At 73.3% G+C, this 18467-nt stretch carries 22 protein-coding genes; 9 read left to right on the forward strand and 13 right to left on the reverse strand.

The features are described from left to right. Positions 1-102: 102 nt before the first annotated feature. Both LG634_RS03630 and LG634_RS03635 read left to right on the forward strand, forming a co-directional pair. Positions 103-495, forward strand: a complete 393-nt coding sequence (locus LG634_RS03630) for an STAS domain-containing protein (RefSeq protein ID WP_226732097.1) — start codon at positions 103-105, stop codon at positions 493-495. A 192-nt stretch (positions 496-687) separates the two neighbouring features. Beyond that, complete coding sequence (locus LG634_RS03635) at positions 688-1020, forward strand: ArsR/SmtB family transcription factor (RefSeq protein ID WP_226732165.1); 333 nt, start codon at positions 688-690, stop codon at positions 1018-1020. Between the two features lie 16 nt (positions 1021-1036). Here LG634_RS03635 and LG634_RS03640 read toward each other — a convergent pair whose 3' ends face one another. Both LG634_RS03640 and LG634_RS03645 read right to left on the reverse strand, forming a co-directional pair. After that, positions 1037-1180 carry a DUF6126 family protein gene (locus LG634_RS03640; protein WP_226732098.1) on the reverse strand — a complete coding sequence of 48 codons (144 nt, stop codon included), beginning with the start codon at positions 1178-1180 and terminating at the stop codon, positions 1037-1039. 91 nt (positions 1181-1271) lie between these two features. Further along, positions 1272-2081 carry a hypothetical protein gene (locus LG634_RS03645; protein ID WP_226732099.1) on the reverse strand — a complete coding sequence of 270 codons (810 nt, stop codon included), beginning with the start codon at positions 2079-2081 and terminating at the stop codon, positions 1272-1274. A gap of 308 nt (positions 2082-2389) precedes the next feature. Between LG634_RS03645 and LG634_RS03650 the strand changes: the two genes are divergently transcribed. From LG634_RS03650 to LG634_RS03660, 3 genes are all read left to right on the forward strand, one after another. Next, complete coding sequence (locus tag LG634_RS03650) at positions 2390-3001, forward strand: hypothetical protein (RefSeq protein WP_226732100.1); 612 nt, start codon at positions 2390-2392, stop codon at positions 2999-3001. Positions 3002-3048: 47 nt separating this feature from the next. Beyond that, the gene (locus LG634_RS03655) at positions 3049-3726 is read left to right on the forward strand and encodes a hypothetical protein (protein ID WP_226732101.1); all 678 of its coding nucleotides are present in this window, start codon (positions 3049-3051) and stop codon (positions 3724-3726) included. Positions 3727-3970: 244 nt separating this feature from the next. Beyond that, complete coding sequence (locus LG634_RS03660) at positions 3971-4780, forward strand: FAD-binding oxidoreductase (RefSeq protein ID WP_226732102.1); 810 nt, start codon at positions 3971-3973, stop codon at positions 4778-4780. A 14-nt stretch (positions 4781-4794) separates the two neighbouring features. Here LG634_RS03660 and LG634_RS03665 read toward each other — a convergent pair whose 3' ends face one another. The 4 genes from LG634_RS03665 to LG634_RS03680 form a co-directional block, all read right to left on the reverse strand. Beyond that, positions 4795-5316 carry a bestrophin-like domain gene (locus tag LG634_RS03665; RefSeq protein ID WP_443729001.1) on the reverse strand — a complete coding sequence of 174 codons (522 nt, stop codon included), beginning with the start codon at positions 5314-5316 and terminating at the stop codon, positions 4795-4797. Positions 5317-5414: 98 nt separating this feature from the next. Next, positions 5415-6629: an oxygenase MpaB family protein gene (locus tag LG634_RS03670; RefSeq protein ID WP_226732104.1), complete on the reverse strand. Its 1215-nt coding sequence runs from the start codon at positions 6627-6629 to the stop codon at positions 5415-5417. 46 nt (positions 6630-6675) lie between these two features. Then, complete coding sequence (locus tag LG634_RS03675; RefSeq protein ID WP_308072255.1) at positions 6676-7776, reverse strand: polyprenyl synthetase family protein; 1101 nt, start codon at positions 7774-7776, stop codon at positions 6676-6678. Beyond that, positions 7773-8111, reverse strand: a complete 339-nt coding sequence (locus LG634_RS03680; RefSeq protein WP_226732105.1) for a hypothetical protein — start codon at positions 8109-8111, stop codon at positions 7773-7775. The genes LG634_RS03675 and LG634_RS03680 overlap by 4 nt, the downstream gene beginning before the upstream one ends. A 274-nt stretch (positions 8112-8385) precedes the next feature. On the opposite strand from LG634_RS03680, the gene LG634_RS03685 reads away from it, so the two are divergent. Together LG634_RS03685 and LG634_RS03690 are read left to right on the forward strand one after the other, a co-directional pair. Next, positions 8386-9081, forward strand: coding sequence for a hypothetical protein (locus LG634_RS03685; RefSeq protein ID WP_226732106.1), 696 nt, complete (start codon positions 8386-8388; stop codon positions 9079-9081). Next, positions 9081-9464, forward strand: a complete 384-nt coding sequence (locus tag LG634_RS03690; protein ID WP_226732107.1) for a peptidase inhibitor family I36 protein — start codon at positions 9081-9083, stop codon at positions 9462-9464. Before LG634_RS03685 ends, LG634_RS03690 begins: the two co-directional genes overlap by 1 nt. A 78-nt stretch (positions 9465-9542) precedes the next feature. On the opposite strand, the gene LG634_RS03695 is transcribed toward LG634_RS03690, so the two are convergent. The 3 genes from LG634_RS03695 to LG634_RS03705 all read right to left on the reverse strand — a co-directional run bounded on the left by LG634_RS03695 (position 9543) and on the right by LG634_RS03705 (position 12443). Next, positions 9543-10589, reverse strand: coding sequence for a terpene synthase family protein (locus LG634_RS03695; protein ID WP_226732108.1), 1047 nt, complete (start codon positions 10587-10589; stop codon positions 9543-9545). Positions 10590-10703: 114 nt separating this feature from the next. Then, positions 10704-11447, reverse strand: a complete 744-nt coding sequence (locus LG634_RS03700; RefSeq protein WP_226732109.1) for a hotdog family protein — start codon at positions 11445-11447, stop codon at positions 10704-10706. A 36-nt stretch (positions 11448-11483) separates the two neighbouring features. Continuing rightward, on the reverse strand, positions 11484-12443 hold the full coding sequence (locus tag LG634_RS03705; protein WP_226732110.1) for an SMP-30/gluconolactonase/LRE family protein: 960 nt from the start codon (positions 12441-12443) through the stop codon (positions 11484-11486). 107 nt (positions 12444-12550) lie between these two features. Here LG634_RS03705 and LG634_RS03710 point away from each other — a divergent pair, with 107 nt between their 5' ends. Then, the gene (locus tag LG634_RS03710) at positions 12551-13012 is read left to right on the forward strand and encodes an Lrp/AsnC family transcriptional regulator (protein ID WP_226732111.1); all 462 of its coding nucleotides are present in this window, start codon (positions 12551-12553) and stop codon (positions 13010-13012) included. Next, positions 13009-13662, forward strand: a complete 654-nt coding sequence (locus LG634_RS03715) for an HAD family hydrolase (protein ID WP_226732112.1) — start codon at positions 13009-13011, stop codon at positions 13660-13662. The genes LG634_RS03710 and LG634_RS03715 overlap by 4 nt, the downstream gene beginning before the upstream one ends. 15 nt (positions 13663-13677) lie before the next feature. On the opposite strand, the gene LG634_RS03720 is transcribed toward LG634_RS03715, so the two are convergent. The 4 genes from LG634_RS03720 to LG634_RS03735 form a co-directional block, all read right to left on the reverse strand. Further along, the gene (locus tag LG634_RS03720; RefSeq protein WP_226732113.1) at positions 13678-14310 is read right to left on the reverse strand and encodes a Fic family protein; all 633 of its coding nucleotides are present in this window, start codon (positions 14308-14310) and stop codon (positions 13678-13680) included. Next, positions 14297-15019 (reverse strand): hypothetical protein, encoded by a 723-nt coding sequence (locus LG634_RS03725; protein ID WP_226732114.1) that lies wholly within the window; start codon positions 15017-15019, stop codon positions 14297-14299. The genes LG634_RS03720 and LG634_RS03725 overlap by 14 nt, the downstream gene beginning before the upstream one ends. A 159-nt stretch (positions 15020-15178) precedes the next feature. Beyond that, positions 15179-16024 carry a tetratricopeptide repeat protein gene (locus LG634_RS03730; RefSeq protein WP_226732115.1) on the reverse strand — a complete coding sequence of 282 codons (846 nt, stop codon included), beginning with the start codon at positions 16022-16024 and terminating at the stop codon, positions 15179-15181. A 223-nt stretch (positions 16025-16247) separates the two neighbouring features. Continuing rightward, positions 16248-18236 carry a DUF11 domain-containing protein gene (locus tag LG634_RS03735; protein ID WP_226732116.1) on the reverse strand — a complete coding sequence of 663 codons (1989 nt, stop codon included), beginning with the start codon at positions 18234-18236 and terminating at the stop codon, positions 16248-16250. Positions 18237-18467 lie beyond the last annotated feature (231 nt).

Genomic DNA, 18467 nt, shown 5'->3' on the forward strand with positions numbered 1-18467 from the left:
ACCGACGCAGGACGCGGACGGCCCGCCCCGGGACCGCCGTATCGCCCTGTCACTGCCCTTGCCCTTGGCCCTGCCCCTGTCGCGACCAGGAAGACGAAGACGTTGACGATCGAGTGGAAGTACACCGACCACGGACACGTGGGCGTGCTCACGCTGACCGGCCACCTCGGCATGGAGGCCATCGACCGGTTCGTCGGCGCGGTCGGCTGGACCCTGGCCCGCGGCTCCGGCCCGGTCATCGTGGACCTGACCGGCCTGCTGGGCTGGTCACCCGGCGGGCAGCTCGCCGTCGCGGACGCGGCCCGCCGGCTGGCGGGCGCGGGACGGCGCCTGGAACTCGCGGCGATCCCCGCCGACGGCTCCCTCGTCCCCAGCGGCACCGGACCCGAGATCCCCGTCCACCCGGACCTGGCCGCCGCGCTGGCCGCTCACGGCCCGGCGGTCCTCCCCGGCCCGCGGCAGGACGGTCCGGTGGCGCGCCGACCCGTCGGCTGAACCCGGCGCCGGCGGCGAGAAGCGGCCCGATCGGGACCGCGGGTGTCCACCACTTGCAGGAATCTGCAATTGTGGAGGTCAACGACAGGTGGAACGGGCGTCGCGAGCCGCTCTTCGAAGAGGAAGCCACGGGTGGATCAGGTGCCGAGGACGCGTGCAGACAAGACGGCCAAGGCGTCCGGTACCGCCCCGCTGGATCCGCCGCTGTACCAGCTGAAGGCGGAGTTCTTCAAAACCCTCGGCCACCCCGTGCGCATCCGCGTGCTCGAACTGCTCAGCATCCGCGAGCACGCGGTCGCCGAGATGCTCCCTGAGGTCGGCGTCGAGCCGGCGGCCCTGTCCCAGCAGCTCGCCGTCCTGCGCAAGGCGAACCTGGTGGTCACCCGCCGCGAGGGATCCACCGTCTACTACCGGCTGACCAGCGACGACATCGCCGAACTCATGCGCGTCGCCCGCGGCATCCTCACCGGCGTCCTCCAGGGCCAGGCGGAACTCCTGGCGGGGCTGCGCGCGGCCTCCCGGTAGGGAGCCGCCGGGCCGGCTACTTGTGAGCGTGCTCGCCGATGTAGAACAGCAGCCAGATGAAGCCGGCGAACAGGTGCGTGCCGAAGATGTAGAAGAACGCGCGCAGCGCGACGCCCTTCTCCTTCCAGCCCTCGTCCGCGTCCCGGTTGCTGCCGCTCACGAAGCCTCCCTCTGCCGCCCGACCCGACCTTACGAATTGCATAACTCTGCAAGTCTAGCCGGGTCGCTTCCTCCGCTCCTGCGCCCCCGGGTCACGGGCCGCCGGCGATCTTGTTCAGTGCCTTGCTGTACTCCTTCAGCTCGGGGGCGACGAGCCTGGCACTCCCGGCCAGCTCACGGGCCTTGCGCGCTTGCTCCCGCACGCACTTCGGCGTGGTGGGGCCCGTGCCGTGCTGCACGGCGTTCGCCGCGGCTTCGAGGACCGCCTCCGTGTGCTGCGGGTTCATGAAGACCACGCGGTCGGTGGTCAGGCGGGACCCGTCGTCCCCGGCGAGGGTGACCGTGAAGGTGTAGACCGTCGGCAGGGCTCCCGCCGGCTGGACCTCGGGGCCGATGGTGAAGCCGATGCGCTCGGTGCCGTGCGCCGGTACCTCGTGCGGTACGCGGCGGGTGAGGGTGTCCGGCGGCGTGAAGCCGGGCGGAACCTTGATGTCGTACCGGGCCGTGACGATCGATGCGCCCGCCCCGTAGGGGCAGCCGAGCTGCGTGACCGACTCGATCGCGAAATCCGCGTCCGTCAGCATCACCTCGTCGTCGGAGCGGTTGCGCAGGGCGATCGACAGCACCGACGACGACCAGTCCTTCATGGCCGGCTGCGGCTCGTCGTCCACGGTCCAGTCGGCGACGATGTCCTTCTCCCGGGCGACGTCCACGACGGAAAGCTCGAGCTTCGGCTGCGGCGGCCGGGGCTCGCACCCCGGGAACAGGTCGAAGACCATGGCCAGGACCGCGGCCACGATCGCGACCACCCCTCCGACGACGGAAACCACACCCTGCGGCTTCTGCAGGAACGGCCTCTCCCGCCCGCCCGGCACCCCCTCACCCTCCCGGCGCGGCATCATGCCTCCTCCTCCGGCCCTCGACCGGACCGGCACGGACAGCGGGTCGCGGCGCGCAGACCCCTCGGCGTCCGGGTCTCCGCCGACCCCGTCGGGCCCCGGCGGCCGGCCCGGCAGCGCCACCGCGCATCGCGGCCTTCACCCTGCCACCCGGCCGGACGACGCGCACTCGACGCCACGCCGGACGCCGCTCGGCAGAGCCTGGCCCGGCTACCCCGAACGGGTCGTCTCGCGTGAAGGTTCCCCGGCTGAGCGGCGCCCGCCTGGTTGGCTCTGCGTACTCGTATCGTCCTCACCGAAGGGCCGGCCCCATGCGCCTGACGACGTTGTCGCTCGCATTGCTCCCCGCCGCCGCCGCCGCTGCCGTCGCCGTACTCGGTACGGGAGGCGGTGTGCAGGCGGTCGAGGCCCGTGCCGGCGGAGGGGGGATTCCGGCGGACGTCGAGGTCATGTCCAACGACGCGTACGTGGCGCGCTACGGCACCGAGCAGGCGATCGCCCAGCAGGTACCGCTTCCGTCCGGTGGCGGCACCACCGCCGCCAGGCGCTCCGCCTCGGACCCCAGCATCCCCTGGCACCACATCTACTGGTCCGCCCTGGACTGGGACCACAACGACATCCCCACGCGCCGGGGCACCGACGACTTCGGTTTCGCGCACACGTGCACGAAGCACAACATGTGCACGCAGAAAGCGATCAACGCGCCGTACAACGGCAATGCCGACCGCGTGACGGGAGACCGGGCCGAGTACGACGGCGTCATCACGAGCGGCGGGTCCGTCCGCATGACCATCACGAGTGTCGCCGAGCGCGGCGGCCGCGGTCCGAACGGCCGGAACACGCCGGACGGGCGGCCCATCGGGACCGTCACCGCATTCTGCCGCGGGCAGACCCTCTGCCCCGACTGGGTCAACCAGCTCTGATCCATACGGCACCCACGACACCCGGCCGGGAAAGGAAGCACGACGCAATGGAACGAAAGGCGGTGGAGGTCCTGCTGGCGTTGCGACGGTTCGTCGGCGTGCCGCTTCCCGGGACGGGGTGGCGGGTTCGCGGATTTCTGCCGGGGGCGGGCGTCGTGCGGGTGCGGCTGGGGGACGGTGCGGGCCGGAAGGTGGAGGTCGAGCTGCCGTACCGGCCGGGGGTCGCACCGGCCTCGCTGGGGAGCTGGTGGTACGTGGGGGCGCTGCGGGGGGCGGCGCAGTGGGTGGCCGAAGGCGGCGCGGCGGGAGTGGTGGGGGCCGACGAGCTGGCGGCCGCCGGGGTGCTGCCCGAAGCGGTGGAGGTGACCGCGGACGACGGGCTGGACTACGTCGTGGCCGACCTCGTCGGGGACCCGTACTGGCACGCTCCCGCCGGCACCGTGGCCCCGGACCTCTACCGGCTCACCGGCTTCGACCTGCGCGAGCGCGGTGTGGTCCGGCTGTACCTCGACCTGCCGGACCGGGGAACCGTGGGGATCGACGTGGCGACGGCCGAGCCGGCCGGCGCGGACGGTGCCGAGCCGGGGGCCTTGCGCCCGGTGGGCTGGTGGGCCTCCACCAAGATCATTGCGCTGCTGAACGCACCCGAGAGCCTTGAGGCGCTCCGGGTGGCGGCGACCGATCCGCACTGCGACGCGGTGTACGACGCGACCGCGTGGGCGTAGCGTTCCTGGGCGCTGGGCGCTGGGCGCTGGGCGCTGGGCGCTGGGCGCTGGGCGCTGCGCTCACCCGGCGTGCCGGTCAAGTCGTCGGGAGAGTGCGGGACATCGGCGTGACATGGGCGAAGTCGAAGCGGATCACCACCCGCCGGTCCGGCAGTCGGTCCTTGCGCAGCACGTTGCACATCGACCACAGCGCCACTAACGGGACCTGTTCTGGGCGCTCCGGGGCGGCGGCGGCAACTTCGGCGTGGTCACCCTGTTCCGGTTCGCGCTGCACCCGGTCGGTCCGACCGTCCTGGCCGGCCCCGTCTTCTGGCCGGCCGAGGACACCGCCGACGTGCTCCGCTTCTACCGGGAGTTCGCCGCCGCGGCCCCCGACGAGCTGGGCACCGTGGTCCGGCTCGGTACCGTCCCACCGCTTCCGGTCGTGCCTGCGGAACTGCACTGGCGGCCCGCCGTCGCGATCGCCTGCTGCCACGCGGGTCCCGTCGCGGACGGCGAGCGCGCGGTACGCGCCCTGCGCCGGTTCCGGGCGCCGCTGCTGGATCTGCTCGGCCCCACCCCGTACGCCGCCTTCCAGGCCGGTCTCGACGACACCACCCCGCACGGCTGGCACTACTACTGGAAGGCCACCGACCTGACCGGCCTCTCCGACGACGCGATCGCCGTCATCGCCGACCACGCGTACCGGGCCCGCTCGCCCCGCTCGTACGTGGCCATGTTCCACCTCGGCGGCGCCGTGGCCCGGGTCCCGCACGACGCCACCGCCTTCGCCGGCCGGGCCACCGTGCACAACATCGTCATCGACGCCGCGTGGCTCCCCGGCGAGTCCGCTGCCCGGGCCGCGCCCGAGACGGCGTGGGCACGCCGCTTCCTCCAGTCCCTCCGGCCGCACCGGGCGCCCGGCGTCTACGTCAACTTCCTCGACGCCGACGACGGCCCCGGGCGGGTCCACGCGGCCTACGGCGAGCAGCACCACCGACGGCTCGCCGAGACCAAGGCCAAGTACGACCCCGACAACACCTTCCACCACAACAGGAACATCCCGCCGGGCTGAGCCGCCGGTGCCCTTCACGTCCGGAGGCGCAGGCCCGTCGCGTCGCAGGGCAGGGAGCGGCCCGGGTGGTCTTCGGTGAAGTCTTCGGCGATGTCGGCTGCGGTGGCGGCCATGTCGCTGTTCGTGATGCGGATCTGGCCGGAGAACGGTTTGTCGATGTCCTCGATGAGGAGGAGGGAGCCGGTGAACAGGCCGGCCAGGACGAAGAGCGGGACGAAGTGGGAGGCGCCGCGTCTGCGGGGGAGGCCGAAGGCGAAGCCGCCGATGGTGGCCGCCGGGGAGGCGACCATGAACCAGTACACGATGCGCGGGATCGTCGGCGTCGCCTCGGCGAGCCTCGCCTGGCGGGCCACGGACCGTTCGTCGTCCGCCTCGACCAGCAGGGCGGACGTGCCGTCGTCCTTGCGGGACAGCTCCTTGAAGTGGCGGCGGAAGTCACCGGACCACACCGACGCCTCGCGCGCCTTCTCGCCGGTCTCGCTCATGGCCGGCCACTCGTACGTGAGGATCGCCCGCGCGTAGCAGCGGCCCCGGATCGGCGGTCGTGGTGGGTGGCTCCGCCGACCGTTCTACTGCGGCGGCCCCGCCCGCCGGGGCGGGCGGCACGGCCGGTCACCCGCACGCTGCGGAGGGGTCAGCCGCCCGTGGCCCGTTCAGGGGTGACCGGCGGTGGGGTCCACCGGTCCAGCCGGGCCTTGGCCGAGGTCACGCCGTACTCGCCTTTCAGCTCCTCCGGGATCGCGTACTGCATCACGCGGCCGCGGGTCAGCGCGCTCAGTTCGAAGACGGTGGTGTAGTGGCCGAGGCGGTCCAGGGCCCACGCCCCGAACGGTGAGCGGTCCTCGATGGTCTCCAGTACGCCCAGCACTGCGGGCGCCATCCGGACGGCGGTGTCCCAGGTCCGCGAGCGCGGCACGTCGAGCCAGTCGGCCGCGGTGTTGCCGACCAGGAAGCGGATCATGGCGGGGACCACCGGGTCGAACAGCGTGCCCGGCACGACCTCTTCGTACAGGTCGACGAGCTGCCGGGTCAGCCGTACGCCCTCGGGGGAGGGGCCCATGTGGCGGGCCATGTAGAGGTCGGAGAAGGCGCGTGCTTGTGCCAGGTCGGCGGGCATGTGCGCCAGGTCGATGCCGAGCATGGCGCCCACCACCCGCCAGGCGTAGAAGTAGGCGTCGGCGCCCTCGTTCGACATGTGGATGCCCAGGCGGTGCAGGGCGTCCAGCACCTGGATCGAGAACATCATCTGACCGCCGATCATGTCCTCCTGACAGATCGGCACGCCCAGCGCCGGTACGTCCCAGCGGTCATCGCGCCCCAGGTGGTGGCGGATCGCGGCGTGCAGCAGCCGGACCTTCTGCGCCGCCGGGATGAAGCGGCTGCCTGCCTCGAAGGCCCCAGGCTGCATCAGGTAGACCGTGAACTGCCCGGTCTCCGCCATGCGCCGGGACGGGTAGTCGAGGGAGTGGGTGGCGCTGAGGAGTTTCGCCACGTGCGGGACGACGTAGCAGGCGGGCATGGAGGCGAAGGACAGGGCGGTGGAGATGTGGACGTTGTTGTCGATGAAGAACAGCCGGGCCCGCTCCATCTCGCCCCAGTCCACCCAGGACGGCGGCATCGCGGTCGCCTCCAGGTAGTCGCGGGCCACGTCCGGCAGGCCCTCCGGCAGGTCCTGGCCGGCAGTGGCGAACCAGCGCATCAGCGTGTTGAAGCGGCCCGCCTCACCGCGGGCGAACAGTTCCGCGACGGTGGCGTCGGCGAGCTCGTCGCCCAGCAGGCGCAGCGCGTCGAGCCGGTCCTCGGTGTAGCGCGGCGCGGGTGCGGGACCGGTCGCCTCGGTGGTGGTCATGCGCGGCTTTCCTCACTCGGAGCAGGAAGACGGGTGGGTACGGCGGTCAGGCGGTGCGGGTGAGGCACCGGGCGGCCAGTGCGTGCAGGGCCTCGGCCGCGTCCGTGGTCAGCAGGCGGTCAGCGTGGGCGGCGGTGACGGCGGCGGTGGCACGGGCGGCGCGTGCCGCGATCAGTTCCTCGACTCCGCGGCGGGCGCCGGTCGCGTCGGCGAGCTTGCGGAAGTACTCCAACTCGGCTGCGCCGGGCTCTGGTCGGTCGAGCGCGGCGTGCAGTTCGGCGCGTTCGGAGCCGGTGGCGGCGGCGAGGGTGAGGGCGAGCAGGACGGTGGGTCTGGCGCCGGTGAGGTCGTCCAGGTTCGACTTGCCGGTCGTCTCCGGGGTGCCGTACACGCCCAGCAGGTCGTCGCGCAGCTGGAAGGCCTCGCCGAGGGGTACGCCGTACGCGCTGAAAGCGGTCAGGAGCGCGGGTGGTGCCCCGGCGAGCAGGCCGCCGATCTGCAACGGGTGCTCCACCGTGTACTTGGCGGTCTTGTAGCGGATCACCTGGAGCGACCGTGCGGGGTCCGGAGGCAGCGCGTCCCGCCGGCGGGTGCGCAGTACTTCCAGGCACTCGCCGGCCACCAACTCCCGTGCCAGCGTGGCCCACAGCGGCCGGGCCCGGTTGAGGTAGGCGGCCGGCAGCCCGCACTCGGTGAACAGCTGCCCGGACCAGGAGATGAGCAGGTCGCCGACGAGCAGCGCCAGTGCGCGGCCGGTGCCGGGCCGGTTGTCGGCCAGCGAGCGGTGCGCGGTGTCCCGGCCGTGCCGCAGGGCGCTGCGGTCGATCAGGTCGTCGTGGACGCAGGCTGCGGCGTGTACGAGTTCCAGTGCGGCGGCGGCACGCACGATGTCCTCGCCGTCGTCCCGGCCTGCGCCGCGCCAGCCCCAGTAGCAGAACGCGGCCCGCAGGCGTTTCCCGGTGCCGGTGGTACGGCGGAGCTGTGCCGCCACGACGGACAGGTCGGGGTCGATGTCCTCCAGCAGCGCGCTCTCCCGCTCGACGAAATCCGCCAGGGCCCGGTCGATGCGGTGGCGGAGGGCCGGCGGGCCGGGGTCACCGGGGTGCGGGGGCGCCGATTCCGGTGCGGCGGCGGCCGGGGCGGTCACCCGGCACCGTGTCCCGACCCGGCCGGGCCCTGCGCCGTACCGCCGGCCGCGGCCTGTTCGGCCCGTCGGCGGGCGCGCCGGGCCAGTTCCTCCAGGTGCGGGTCGGCGCCGGCGAAGCGGGGGGTGTGCAGGCCGCTGTTGCGGCCCCGTGCGATCAGGTCGTCCCGGGCGTCCATGGCCAGGTCCAGCAGGTCCGAACGGCCCAGCAGCGCGCGGGCTCGCCGCAGTGCCCCTTCGGCCTGCTCCAGCACCAGGTCCACCGCTCCCGCCACCAGCAGGACCGCGTCCTCCGCCCCGATGGCGGCACCCTGGCCGCCCTTTTCACGCTCGGTCACGCCCACCCCTTGGATCTTCACGACATCCAGGCCTGTCTGCCCAACGGGCGTTGCTGTATGCGGTAGTTCACCCGTCCGAGTGGTTGATCGTGTGGAGGCGGGCGTGCTGGGCCGGGACGTGCCGAGGTGCGTCACGCCATCTCGGCCCGGTCCGGTCCCTGGTCCGGTACCCGGTCCGGCACGGCGGTGATCACCCGGATGGTGGCTGCGCAGGGGCCACGCCAAGTGGTGGGGTGAGTGCGCTAGTTGATCACCCCCCACGAGAGCGGACGGCATGGGGCATCCGGGACACCGCAGCACCCGCGGGCACGCGCCGGGATCGCGGCTGCTCCCCGGCGCGGCCATCCTGTGCGGCGCGCTCGTGCTGGCCGGGTGCGCCCCGGGTCACCGGCCGGACGGCGCTGCTCGGGACGACCTCATCAAGGCCGCCACCCTGCGGCTGACCGACGAATGCCTCGCGGCCCGGGACCTCACCCCGCCGGAGCCCGGGCGGAAGCTCCCGCCCGGGCAGGAGCGGCGGGTGACCGCCGCACTCTTCGGCACCGGACCGGCCGAACTGTCGCTCACCCTGCCCACCGGGTACACGGTCCGCGCGCACACCGACGGCTGCCTCGCCCGGGCCCAGCAGCAGTTGTACGGGGACCAGGCCGCCTGGTTCGAAGCCTCGGTCACGGTCAACAACCTCCGCCCCCTGACCGAGCAGCGGCTCGGCGAGGACCCCGCGTACGCTGCCGCCCTCGCCCGGGGGCGGGCGTGCGCCGAGGGTGACGCCGGCTGCATCCGCGCGAGCGGACTCCCGCAGGTGCGGGCCCGCCGGGAGGGCGTCCTCGCGGCCGAGGTCCGGGCCGCGCACGGCGAGCAGATCGCCGCCCACGAACGGCTGCGCGCCCGCGCAGCACAGCGCGCGACCGCCGTACTGGCGGCCGTGCGCACCAGCACCACTGCCGCCGACCGCGCGAAAGGAACCTGATGATCCAGGCCAAGAAGAAGACCCTGCTCACGTACGCCGCAGCGGCGCTCCTGGCCCTCGCCACCGCCGCCGCAGCCGCCCCGGCGGGTGCGGCGGAGTGCCCCAGCGGCCACTTCTGCGTGTGGACGGACGCCAACTTCGCCGGGCAGCGCGCCAATTGGTCGGGTGACGACGGCTGGTGGGAGAGCTGGATCGCCGACGAGGACTCCTCCTGGGCCAACCACGGCATCTCCGGCCCCGGCATCAAGGACCACGTGCAGGTCTACCGCAGCTCGGGCCAGTCCGGCGGCATGTCCATCTGCCTCGCACCCGGTCAGGAGGTCGGCCACAACGCCGCGGCCAACGACGTCGGCGACTCCCACACGTGGTCGATGGGCTGCTAAACGGCCTCCCCTGGCAGCCGGGTTGAACGGTCTCTTCGTGCGGGCTGTTCGCGCGGGCTCCGCCCCGGAGCCCGGTCCTCAGGCGCCGGAGGGACCGGATGCGGCCCCGCCGAGGTCGTCCGGGTAGCGGTACGGGCCGGTCGGGCCGGCGACGTCGTCGGTGTCGTAGCGCATGACGAGGTAGTGCCAGTCGTGATTGCCGCGGATCATCGTGGCGACGTTGTGCACGAACGCCTCGGCCGCCGCCCGTACCTCGCCGCTCGCACCCCGTACGGCGAGGTCGTCCAGCAGATCCTGGCGGGCCGCGTGGAACTGCGCGATCCGCTCGACGAGGATGCCCGCGACCGCGTCCACGGCCTCCTGCGCGCTGCAGTTCCGGTCCCGCCGGATGAGGGCGATGCTGTTGAAACGGCGCTCCTGGAAGCTCTCGCGCGGCACGGAGAAGACGTCGTTGAGCATGCCCATGTGGAGTGACGCCGCGCGCCGCAGCCGCAGCATCGACGGCAGCCGGCGGACCTCCTGAGGGAGGAACGTGCCGAGCGCGGCTTCCATGTGGTCGTAGCACCAGTCCATGCCGAAGCTGATCTCGCGCCAGTCCTCCCAGTCGGCCATGCCCAGCTCGTCGCGGCGGCCGGGGACGTACTCGTAGCGGGACTGGTCCGCGTACGACAGCAGCAGCTCGCAGTAGTGGCCGCAGAACGTGTCCAGCCAGTCCTGCGGACGGTTCTGCCGGCGAGTGAACTCCCAGGTGCGGCCAAGGGCTTGGGCGAGCGCGCTGCCGCCGGGGCGGCGCTCTCCCCGCAGGATCCCCACCAGCTCGTCCACCGCCCGGCGGACCCCGTCCGGATCGCCGCGGAGCGCGCCCTCCTCCAGCTGGTCGTCGAAGCGGAAGAACAGGAACATCCACCGAACGCCCTCGAAGAAGGTCTCCGGGTCCGCCCGCGGCCAGGTGAAGGAGCAGGCCAGGTCGATGCCCGAACGCCGGGCCCGTTCCCGGGCCGCTGCGGTGGGCGCCAGGCCCTCCCGCTCGATCCACCGCCACATCCGGCCGGCGACCCGGCCCGTGTACGGGTTGATCTCCAGGGGGAACGGGCAGCAGAAGCCGTCCGGGATCACGATGCTCATGGCGCTCCCAGCGCGGGGACGGCAGCCGCCCCCGTCACACCCGGTCTGCCCGGTTCGCGGGGGCGGTCACACGGCGCGCGGCGGGCGGTCGGCGGCACCGCGGGGGTGAACCGTTCAGTGCGCGGTACGCGGTACCACCCACAACGCTTCGGCCGTGGCGCAGAGTTCGCCGTCGGCGGTGGTGACGGCCGTGCCCACCCCGTACTTGCGTTCCGCCGAAGTCAGCATCCAGGAAAAGGAGATCAGGCGTTCGCCCGCGTGGACCGGGCGCAGCAGGCGGGCGGCGAGGGCGGCCGTGACCGCGCCGGCCGGGCGTCCGTCGAGCAGGCGCCCGGCGGCGTTGCCGGGGCAGTCCAGGGCGCCCCAGACCAGCTCCGGCGGCAACAGGCCCTCCGGACCGGCGAGTTCGGTGCCCGGCGTCCAGGCGGTGGCGACCAGCGCCCGCCCGGGCACCGCACCGCAGTGCTGACGCAGGCCGGTCGCGGGCGTGCGGTCGAGACCGCAGCCGAAGCAGTCGGTCTGCCCGTCCGGGGGCGCCGCCCGGTAGGCTGCGGCGGCCGCTTCGGCCTCCGCCCAGGACGGCGCCCGCGGGATCTCCACCGCGCCCGCGGCGGAGCCGACGGGCACGGCGGCCGCCAGCAGCTCCTGCGCGCCGCCGGTCAGGGAGCACCCGCCGTCGGCCGTCACCGCGAGCCGGACCGGCTGTCCGGTCGGGACCGGCCGCCGGAAGTCCACGCGTACGTCCTTCGCCGCGGCCCGCCCGGCCAGCACGCCCGCCACGTAGCCGCCGAAGGCCACCCCGCTGTAGCCGTGCAGGTGCTCGGGGATCGTGATCGTCTCGATCTCGGAATCGGTCATGCCGCCCACCTCATCACACGGGCCCCGGGCGGGGTCTCACCGGGCGGCGGGCACCGGCCAGGGCCGTCGGCCCGGTCCCGTCGGGTGGGTGCCGGTGACGCCCATGACCACCGAGTACAGGCTGGTCTCCGCGGTGATGAAGAGACGGTTGCGCTTGGCGCCGCCCCAGGAGATGTTGGCGACGGTCTCGGGGATGTCGAGGCGGCCGATGAGCGTGCCGTCGGGGTCGTAGCAGTGCACGCCGTCGTCCATCGCGGCGACCCAGAGCCGGCCGCCGTCGTCGAAGCGGAGGTTGTCGAACCGGGCCTTCCCGCGGGCCCCGGCCTCGGCGAAGACCGTGCCCTCGGACAGGGTGTCCCCGTCGATCACGTCGAAGACCCGCAGGACGCCCGCGCGGGTGTCGGAGACGAACAGCTGCCGCTCGTCGGGCGAGAAGACCAGCCCGTTCGGCGCGCCGAAGCAGTCCGCGACCAGCCGCACCTCGCCCGTCGCCGGGTCGATGCGGTAGACGTTGTTGGAGCCGATCTCGCTCTCGGCGCGGTAGCCCTCGTAGTCGCTGGTGATGCCGAAGTCCGGGTCGGAGAACCAGATGGAGCCGTCGGACTTCACGGTCGCGTCGTTCGGGCTGTTCAGGCGCTTGCCCTGCCAGCGGTCGGCGAGCACGGTCACGGTGCCGTCGTGCTCGGTCCGGGTCACCCGCCGGTTGCCCTGTTCGCAGGTGACCAGCCGGCCCTCGCGGTCGAGGGTGTTGCCGTTCGTGTGGCCGGCGGACCGGCGGAAGACGCCGACCGCCCCGGTCTCCTCGTCCCAGCGGAGCATCCGGTCGTTGGGGATGTCGCTCCAGACCACCTGGCGCCAGGCCGGCACGTAGACCGGCCCCTCGGCCCAGCGGCAGCCGGTGTAGAGGACCTCCAGGGCCTCGTCACCGTTCATGCACCGCCCGGTGCGGAACCGGTCGTCGAGCATCTCGTACAGCCCGGTGCGCTCGCTGCTCATAGGATCCACTCCTCGCAGAAACCCTCAACTGCCGAACCAGAATCGGCTTGAGGTGAACACTGCAAGATGAGATATGGTCATCGCAAGAAGATCTCGAATGGAGAGTTGTGGATCACATCGATCGGGCGCTGCTGGCCCAGCTCCAGGAGGACGCCACCCGGCCCTACGCCGCGCTGGGGCAGGCAGTCGGCCTGTCCGCCGGCGCCGCGCACGAGCGGGTGCGGAAGCTCCGCGACCGCGGCGTCATCCGCCGCACCACCGCCGAAGTGGACCCGTCGGCCGTGGGCGGCGCCGTCCTCGCCTACGTGATGGTCGACTCGACGTCCTGGATGGGCGACTCGGCACCGGAGTTCGCAGCCCTCCCCGAAATCCTGGAGGCGCACGTCATCGCCGGCAGCGCCTCGGTGCTGGTGAAGGTCAGGACCGGGACCACCGAGCAGCTCCAGGACGTGCTGCGCCGCATCTACGCCATCGACGGCGTCAGCGGCACCCAGGCCACGGTGGTCCTCGAAACCTTCTTCGAGCGACAGATCTCCCCGCTGAGCACGACCACGGAGCAGGAACGATGACCACCCGGCCGATCGAACTCGTCATATTCGACTGCGACGGCGTCCTGGTCGACACCGAACGCCTCGCCGTACGCCTCCAGGTCGCGCTCGGAGCGGAGCTGGGCTGGCCCCTCACCGCCGAAGAGGCCGTCGAACGCTTCATCGGGCGCGCCAAGGAGTCGATCCTCGACCAGATCACCGAGCGGCTCGGCGCCGAGACGGCCGCGCTCTGGTGGCGCCTGCTCAAACAGCGCCACCGGGAGGCGGTCGACACCGGCATCGACGCGGTCGACGGACTGCCCGAGGCACTCGCCGCCCTCACCCTGCCGAGCTGCGTCGCCTCCAGCGGTTCCCACGAGAAGATGCGCCACACCCTGGGCCGCACCGGGCTGTACGACTACTTCGCGGGCCGCATCTACAGCGCGAGCGAGGTGTCCCGAGGCAAACCCGCGCCCGATCTCTTCCTGCACGCCGCCCGCCGGATGGGCGTCGACCCGGCGGCGTGCGCGGTGGTCGAGGACAGCGGCCCCGGCGTCGCCGCCGCCCGTGCCGCAGGCATGCGCGCCTTCGCCTACGCGGGCGGCCCCACCCCGGCCGCCCGTCTCGTGGGCCCCGGCACCACCGTCTTCCACGACATGCGCGAACTGCCGGGGCTGCTCGCCGGACGGTGAGACCGCAGCAGACGGTCAGCCCGCCCGGCTCCCCGGCGCGGACCCCGTTCCGGAACGGTGGAGCACCCCGATGAGCACGGCGAGGTCGGCGGCGCCGGCCGGATCGTCCGCGTAGCGGGTGGTCTGGAGGGGGCCGACCTCGGGAAGGACGATGTCCTCCCGGGCCAGGACGTGGACCAGTGCCAGCAGCGCGGCACGGGCATTGCCGTCGGCGAACGGGTGGAAGAACGCCACATCGAGGTACGCGCGGGCCGCGCGGGCCGCGAGCGGGAGGCCCGGGCCGGTCGCACCGCGCAGGCAGGCATCGAAATCGGCCCGCGTGTGAGCGGTCAGGCCGTAGCGCTCGCGGCCCGCCTTCGCATGGGCGTCGCCCGCCCGGAACGGCGCCTCCGCCGCGAGGACTTCGCGCTGCCAGCCGGCCAGCACGGCGAAGTCCAGCGGGGCCCGGCGGGCGGCGTCCTCGCAGGCCAGGGCGTGCGCGGCGAGCAGCCGCGCGGCACGCACCGGGTCGCGCCGGCGGACCGGCCCCTCGCACCAGGACCGGAACCCGTCGCGGCCGGGCGGGAGTTGCCGCAGGGCGGGTGCGCGGTGCCAGTCGACCTCGCCGCGTACGCGCAGCCAGACCGCGAGGCTGTCAGCGGCGGTCATGGAGATCCTCCAGCGCCGCCCGCTCGGGGTGGTCCCGGTACGGGGCGTGGCCGGTGAGGCCGACGGCCAGGTCCTCGCCGACGGATTCGATCAGGGTCCGCTCCGGCGTGACCCAGCTCTCGAACCGGCCGCCGATCGCGTGCTGCACCGCGCGTGCGGCTTCGGACGGGTCCATGCCGGTGCTCGTGAGGTACCAGCCCAGGACGATCGACGCCTGGCCGTACCAGCCGCCCTCCGCGCCCGAGTCGAGCGCATGGGTCACGAGCCGGACGCAGGCCCGCTCCACGTGCCGGCTGCGGTCCTCGGGCGTCGCGTCCGGTGGCGGTGCCAGGTCGGCGAACCGCTGCGCCGTCCGCTCCAGCCAGTCCCGCCACTCCAGCAGCGCGGCCACGACGCGTGCCGCGGTCTCGTCGGGGGTCGTCACCGAACGCGGCCCGTCGACCCAGCTGCCGACGGGGCCGCCGTCGCGGTGGCACCAGCTCCAACCCCAGGCCCAGGTGCCGTACCGTTCCTGCAGGGCCGCGTCCACCTGGCTCTGGCACCAGTGCTCGATCTGCCACCAGCCGGCCGCACCGGAGAGCACGGGCGGCACCCACGCGCGGACCAGCGCGCGGAGCCGGGCGTCTTCGTCCTCGTCCCAGGCGAACGCGTGCCGGTCCGGGGCGAATTCGTCCCAGTTGCGGATCTCCTCGGCGGTGAGTCGGATCACCCGGTCGTCGGGCAGGGGCAGGGTGTCTCGGTTGTACCTCAGCGCGGGCCACTCCTTCTGTCCGACCGTTCGGTGTGATCGACCCGCCAGTCTCGGGGTCCGGCCCGTGGGGGCGCGAACGGTTTTCCGTTGGTCCGTTGCGTCGGTCCGTTGCGTCGGTCAGTTGCGGGGCCAGGAGTCGTACAGGTGCCGGGCGGTGGAGGTGTACGCGTGGTCCGCGCCGAGGACGCGCACGAAGTCGGCCACGACCCCGGAGAGGAGGGGGCGCGCCGTCGTGTAGTCGCCGGCCCGGGCGGTCTGGTGCGCGTGGTGGTAGCGGTTGACGAGCGTGTCGGGATGGTCGGGGCCGAGGACGCGGGCGTGGTCGTCGGCGAGGTCCCTGAAGAGGTCCCGGGCCGTGACGTGATCGCCCTCCTCGCCGGTCTCGTACGCGTGGCTGTGGCGGCTGGCGAGGGTGTCGGGGTGGTCCGGTCCCAGGACGCGGGCGCGGTCGTCCGCGACGGCCCGGTGCAGGTCGCGGGCGGTGGCGTGGTCGCCGCCCTCGCCGGTCTCGTTGGCGTGGTTGTGGCGGGTGTCGAGCGTGCGGGGGTGGTCGGGCCCGAACTCGTCGGCGGCGACCACGCCGGCTTGCGGGAGCAGCAACATGCCGCCGGTGCCGCCCAGTTGGCGGAGCAAGGCGGGCAGGACGGTGCGGGCGGCCTCGGCGGCGGCCGGGATCGTGAGGGCCGCCTGCGTGAGGATCAGCGCGGTCATCGCGGTGTCCAGGCCGGGAGGGGCCTCCCGGGCGGTGGCCCAGTCGATCACGACAGGGCCCTGGGGGGTGAGGAAGACGTTCTCCGGGTGCAGGTCCAGGTGCACGATGCGGTGGACGGGGTCGGCCCCGACCCGGGGCGGGACGGCGTGCAGTCGGAGCAGCAGATCGGCCGGCAACTCGCCCGCCTGCTCGCCGCCGAGCACGCCCGCGCCCGGCGCCTCGCGCATCGTCGGTCCCGACAGCCGCTGCATCACCAGCTCCCCGGGCGTCTCTCGTGACCGGATGGGGGGCGGTCGGCGGCACACGTGACATGGCCGTCGCCTGCCTGGCCGTAGCGGTTCCGGGGTGCCTGCTCGCCCTGTGGGTCGCGCGGCGCGGGCGCGACTGAGCGGGCAGCAGGGCGCGGGCAGCAGGGCGCGGGCAGCAGGGCGCGGCGTACGCGGTGATGTGCGTACGCCGCGCCGTCCGGCCCGGTTACGGGCAGCTGATGCGGGTGTCGCCCGGGTCGGTGGTGCAGGTGTCGGTGCCGCTGCCGCCGTTGGCGGTGTCGTTGGCGGTGACGCCGTCGGTGGTGGTCAGGCGGTCGTTGCCGTAGTAGCCGGTGAGGATGTCGTTGCCCGGTCCGCCGTCCAGGGTGTCGTCGCCGAAGCCGCCGTCGAGGTTGTCGTTGCCGGGGCCGCCGTGGACGGTGTCGCGGCCGTAACCGGCGCGTACGGTGTCGTTCCCGCTCAGGCCGCAGACGACGTCGTTGCCGAAGCCGCCCGTCAGCGTGTCCGCGTTGCTCGTGCCGATGATGGTGCACCCTCGGGCGTTGTTGACGGACGTCGACGCGGACACGGTGTTGTTGCCCGGGGCCGGGTCCTGCGGCGAGCCGGTGACGGTGGAGGTGTCCGTCAGCGTGCCGACGGAGCGCGGTTCGGCGGTGAGCGTCACCGTGGTGCTCGCGCCGACGGCCAGGTTGCCGAGGTTGCAGGTCGCGCTCGTCGCGGTGACCGTGCAGCTGCCCTGGCCGGCCGAGGCCGAGAGCAGGGTGCCACCCGCGCCGGAGAGGGTGTCCGTGAGCGTCACGCCCGTCGCGGTGGCCGTCGAGGAGGCCGAGTTGGTGACCGTCACCGTGTACGTCGCCCGGTCGCCGATGCTGACCGCCGCCGTGCCCGTCTTCGTCACCGACAGGTCGGCCACCGGCGGGGCGGTGCCGGCGCCGCCGAGGTAGCGGGCCAGGGCGCGGTCGTTGTCGAGGATGTTGCCGTCGCCGGCGACACCGCCGGCGAGGATCCTGCCGTCGGCGTCCAGGGCCACGCTGGTCGCCCCGTCCTCGGGGCCCTTGAAGTCGGTGGTCACCCGGCCGTCGCCGCCGAAGCCGGTGTCGAGACTGCCGGTGGCGTTGTACCGGGCGACCGCGAAGTCGCCCTCGTACGAGCCGGCCGCAACGATCCGCCCGTCGGCCTGCAGGTCCAGGTCCGCGGCCGCCGCCGTACCCGGGCCGAAGGAGGTGGTCACCCGGCCGTCGCCGTCGAACGTCGGGTCCAGCGCGCCGGCGGCGGTGAAGCGGGCCAGCCCGAACGCCGTGCCGTCGTGGCCGGCCGTGACGATCCGGCCGACGTTGTCCAGGGCCACGCCGCGGGCGATGCTGCCGAAGCCGGGGGTGGCCTTGCCGTCGGTGTCGAAGCCGGTGTCGAGGCTGCCGTTGGTGTTGTAGCGGGCCAGGGTGATGCCCGCCGGGCTGTGGCCGGCGGCGACGATCCTGCCGTCGCTCTGGATGACGAGGTCGGACACCGCGTTGCAGCAGCCGCCGCCGAAGTCGGTGGTGACCTTGCCGTCGCCGTCGAACGTCGGGTCCGGTGTGCCGTCCTGCGTGTACGCCGCGACCGACCAGATCCCGAAGTGCTCGCCGCCGACGACGATCCGGCCGTCCGAGTGCACCGCCACCGCGTCGGCGGTCTGGATCACGTCGGGGTCGAACGCGGTGAACACCTTGCCGCCGTCGCCGAAGTCCGTGTCCACGCTGCCGTCATGGTTGTAACGGACCATCGCCCAGGTGCCGTTGCCGGCGATCGAGGTGGAGCCGCCGACCGCGATGATCTTGCCGTCGGGCTGCAGCGCCAGTGCCCGGCCCTCTTCGTTGTTGGTGTCGAAGTCGGTGGTGACGATGCCGTCGCCGCCGCCGAAGGTGGTGTCGAGGGTGCCGTCGGGATTGTGGCGCACCAGCACGAAGTCGCCACTCGTCTCGTCGAAGTAGCCGTCACCGATGGTGATGATCTTGCCGTCGGGTTGGACGGCCAGGTCCGAGACGTTCTCGTAGCCCGTCACGCTCGTGAGGACCTTCCCGTCGCCGTCGAAGCCGGGGTCCAGATCCCCCGGCGCGGCCGCCGCCGCTCCCGGCAGTCCGAGTACGAGCGCCAGGGATGCGGCACTCAGGGCACAGGCACGTCCGGCCCGGCGCCGTGGGGAGTACGGGGGCATGCGCGACCACCTTCGTCGTCCATCGGGTCCGGTCGCGCACCAGCCTGGTGCGCGACCGGACCCGGCCGGCCCCCGGCGGGCCCGCTCTGGGCCCACTGGACCGCCCCGTTCCACCCGCAGGGGTGACGGCGAGGTCCCCTTCAGCCGAGGCAGAACTCGTTGGCCTCGATGTCCTGCCTGGGGATGCAGGCATCGTTGCCGTCATAAAGCGTCTGCACGTGGACCGTACCG

Origin of the sequence: Streptomyces bambusae (assembly GCF_020532645.1) — a bacterium.
Lineage (GTDB): Bacteria > Actinomycetota > Actinomycetes > Streptomycetales > Streptomycetaceae > Streptomyces > Streptomyces bambusae.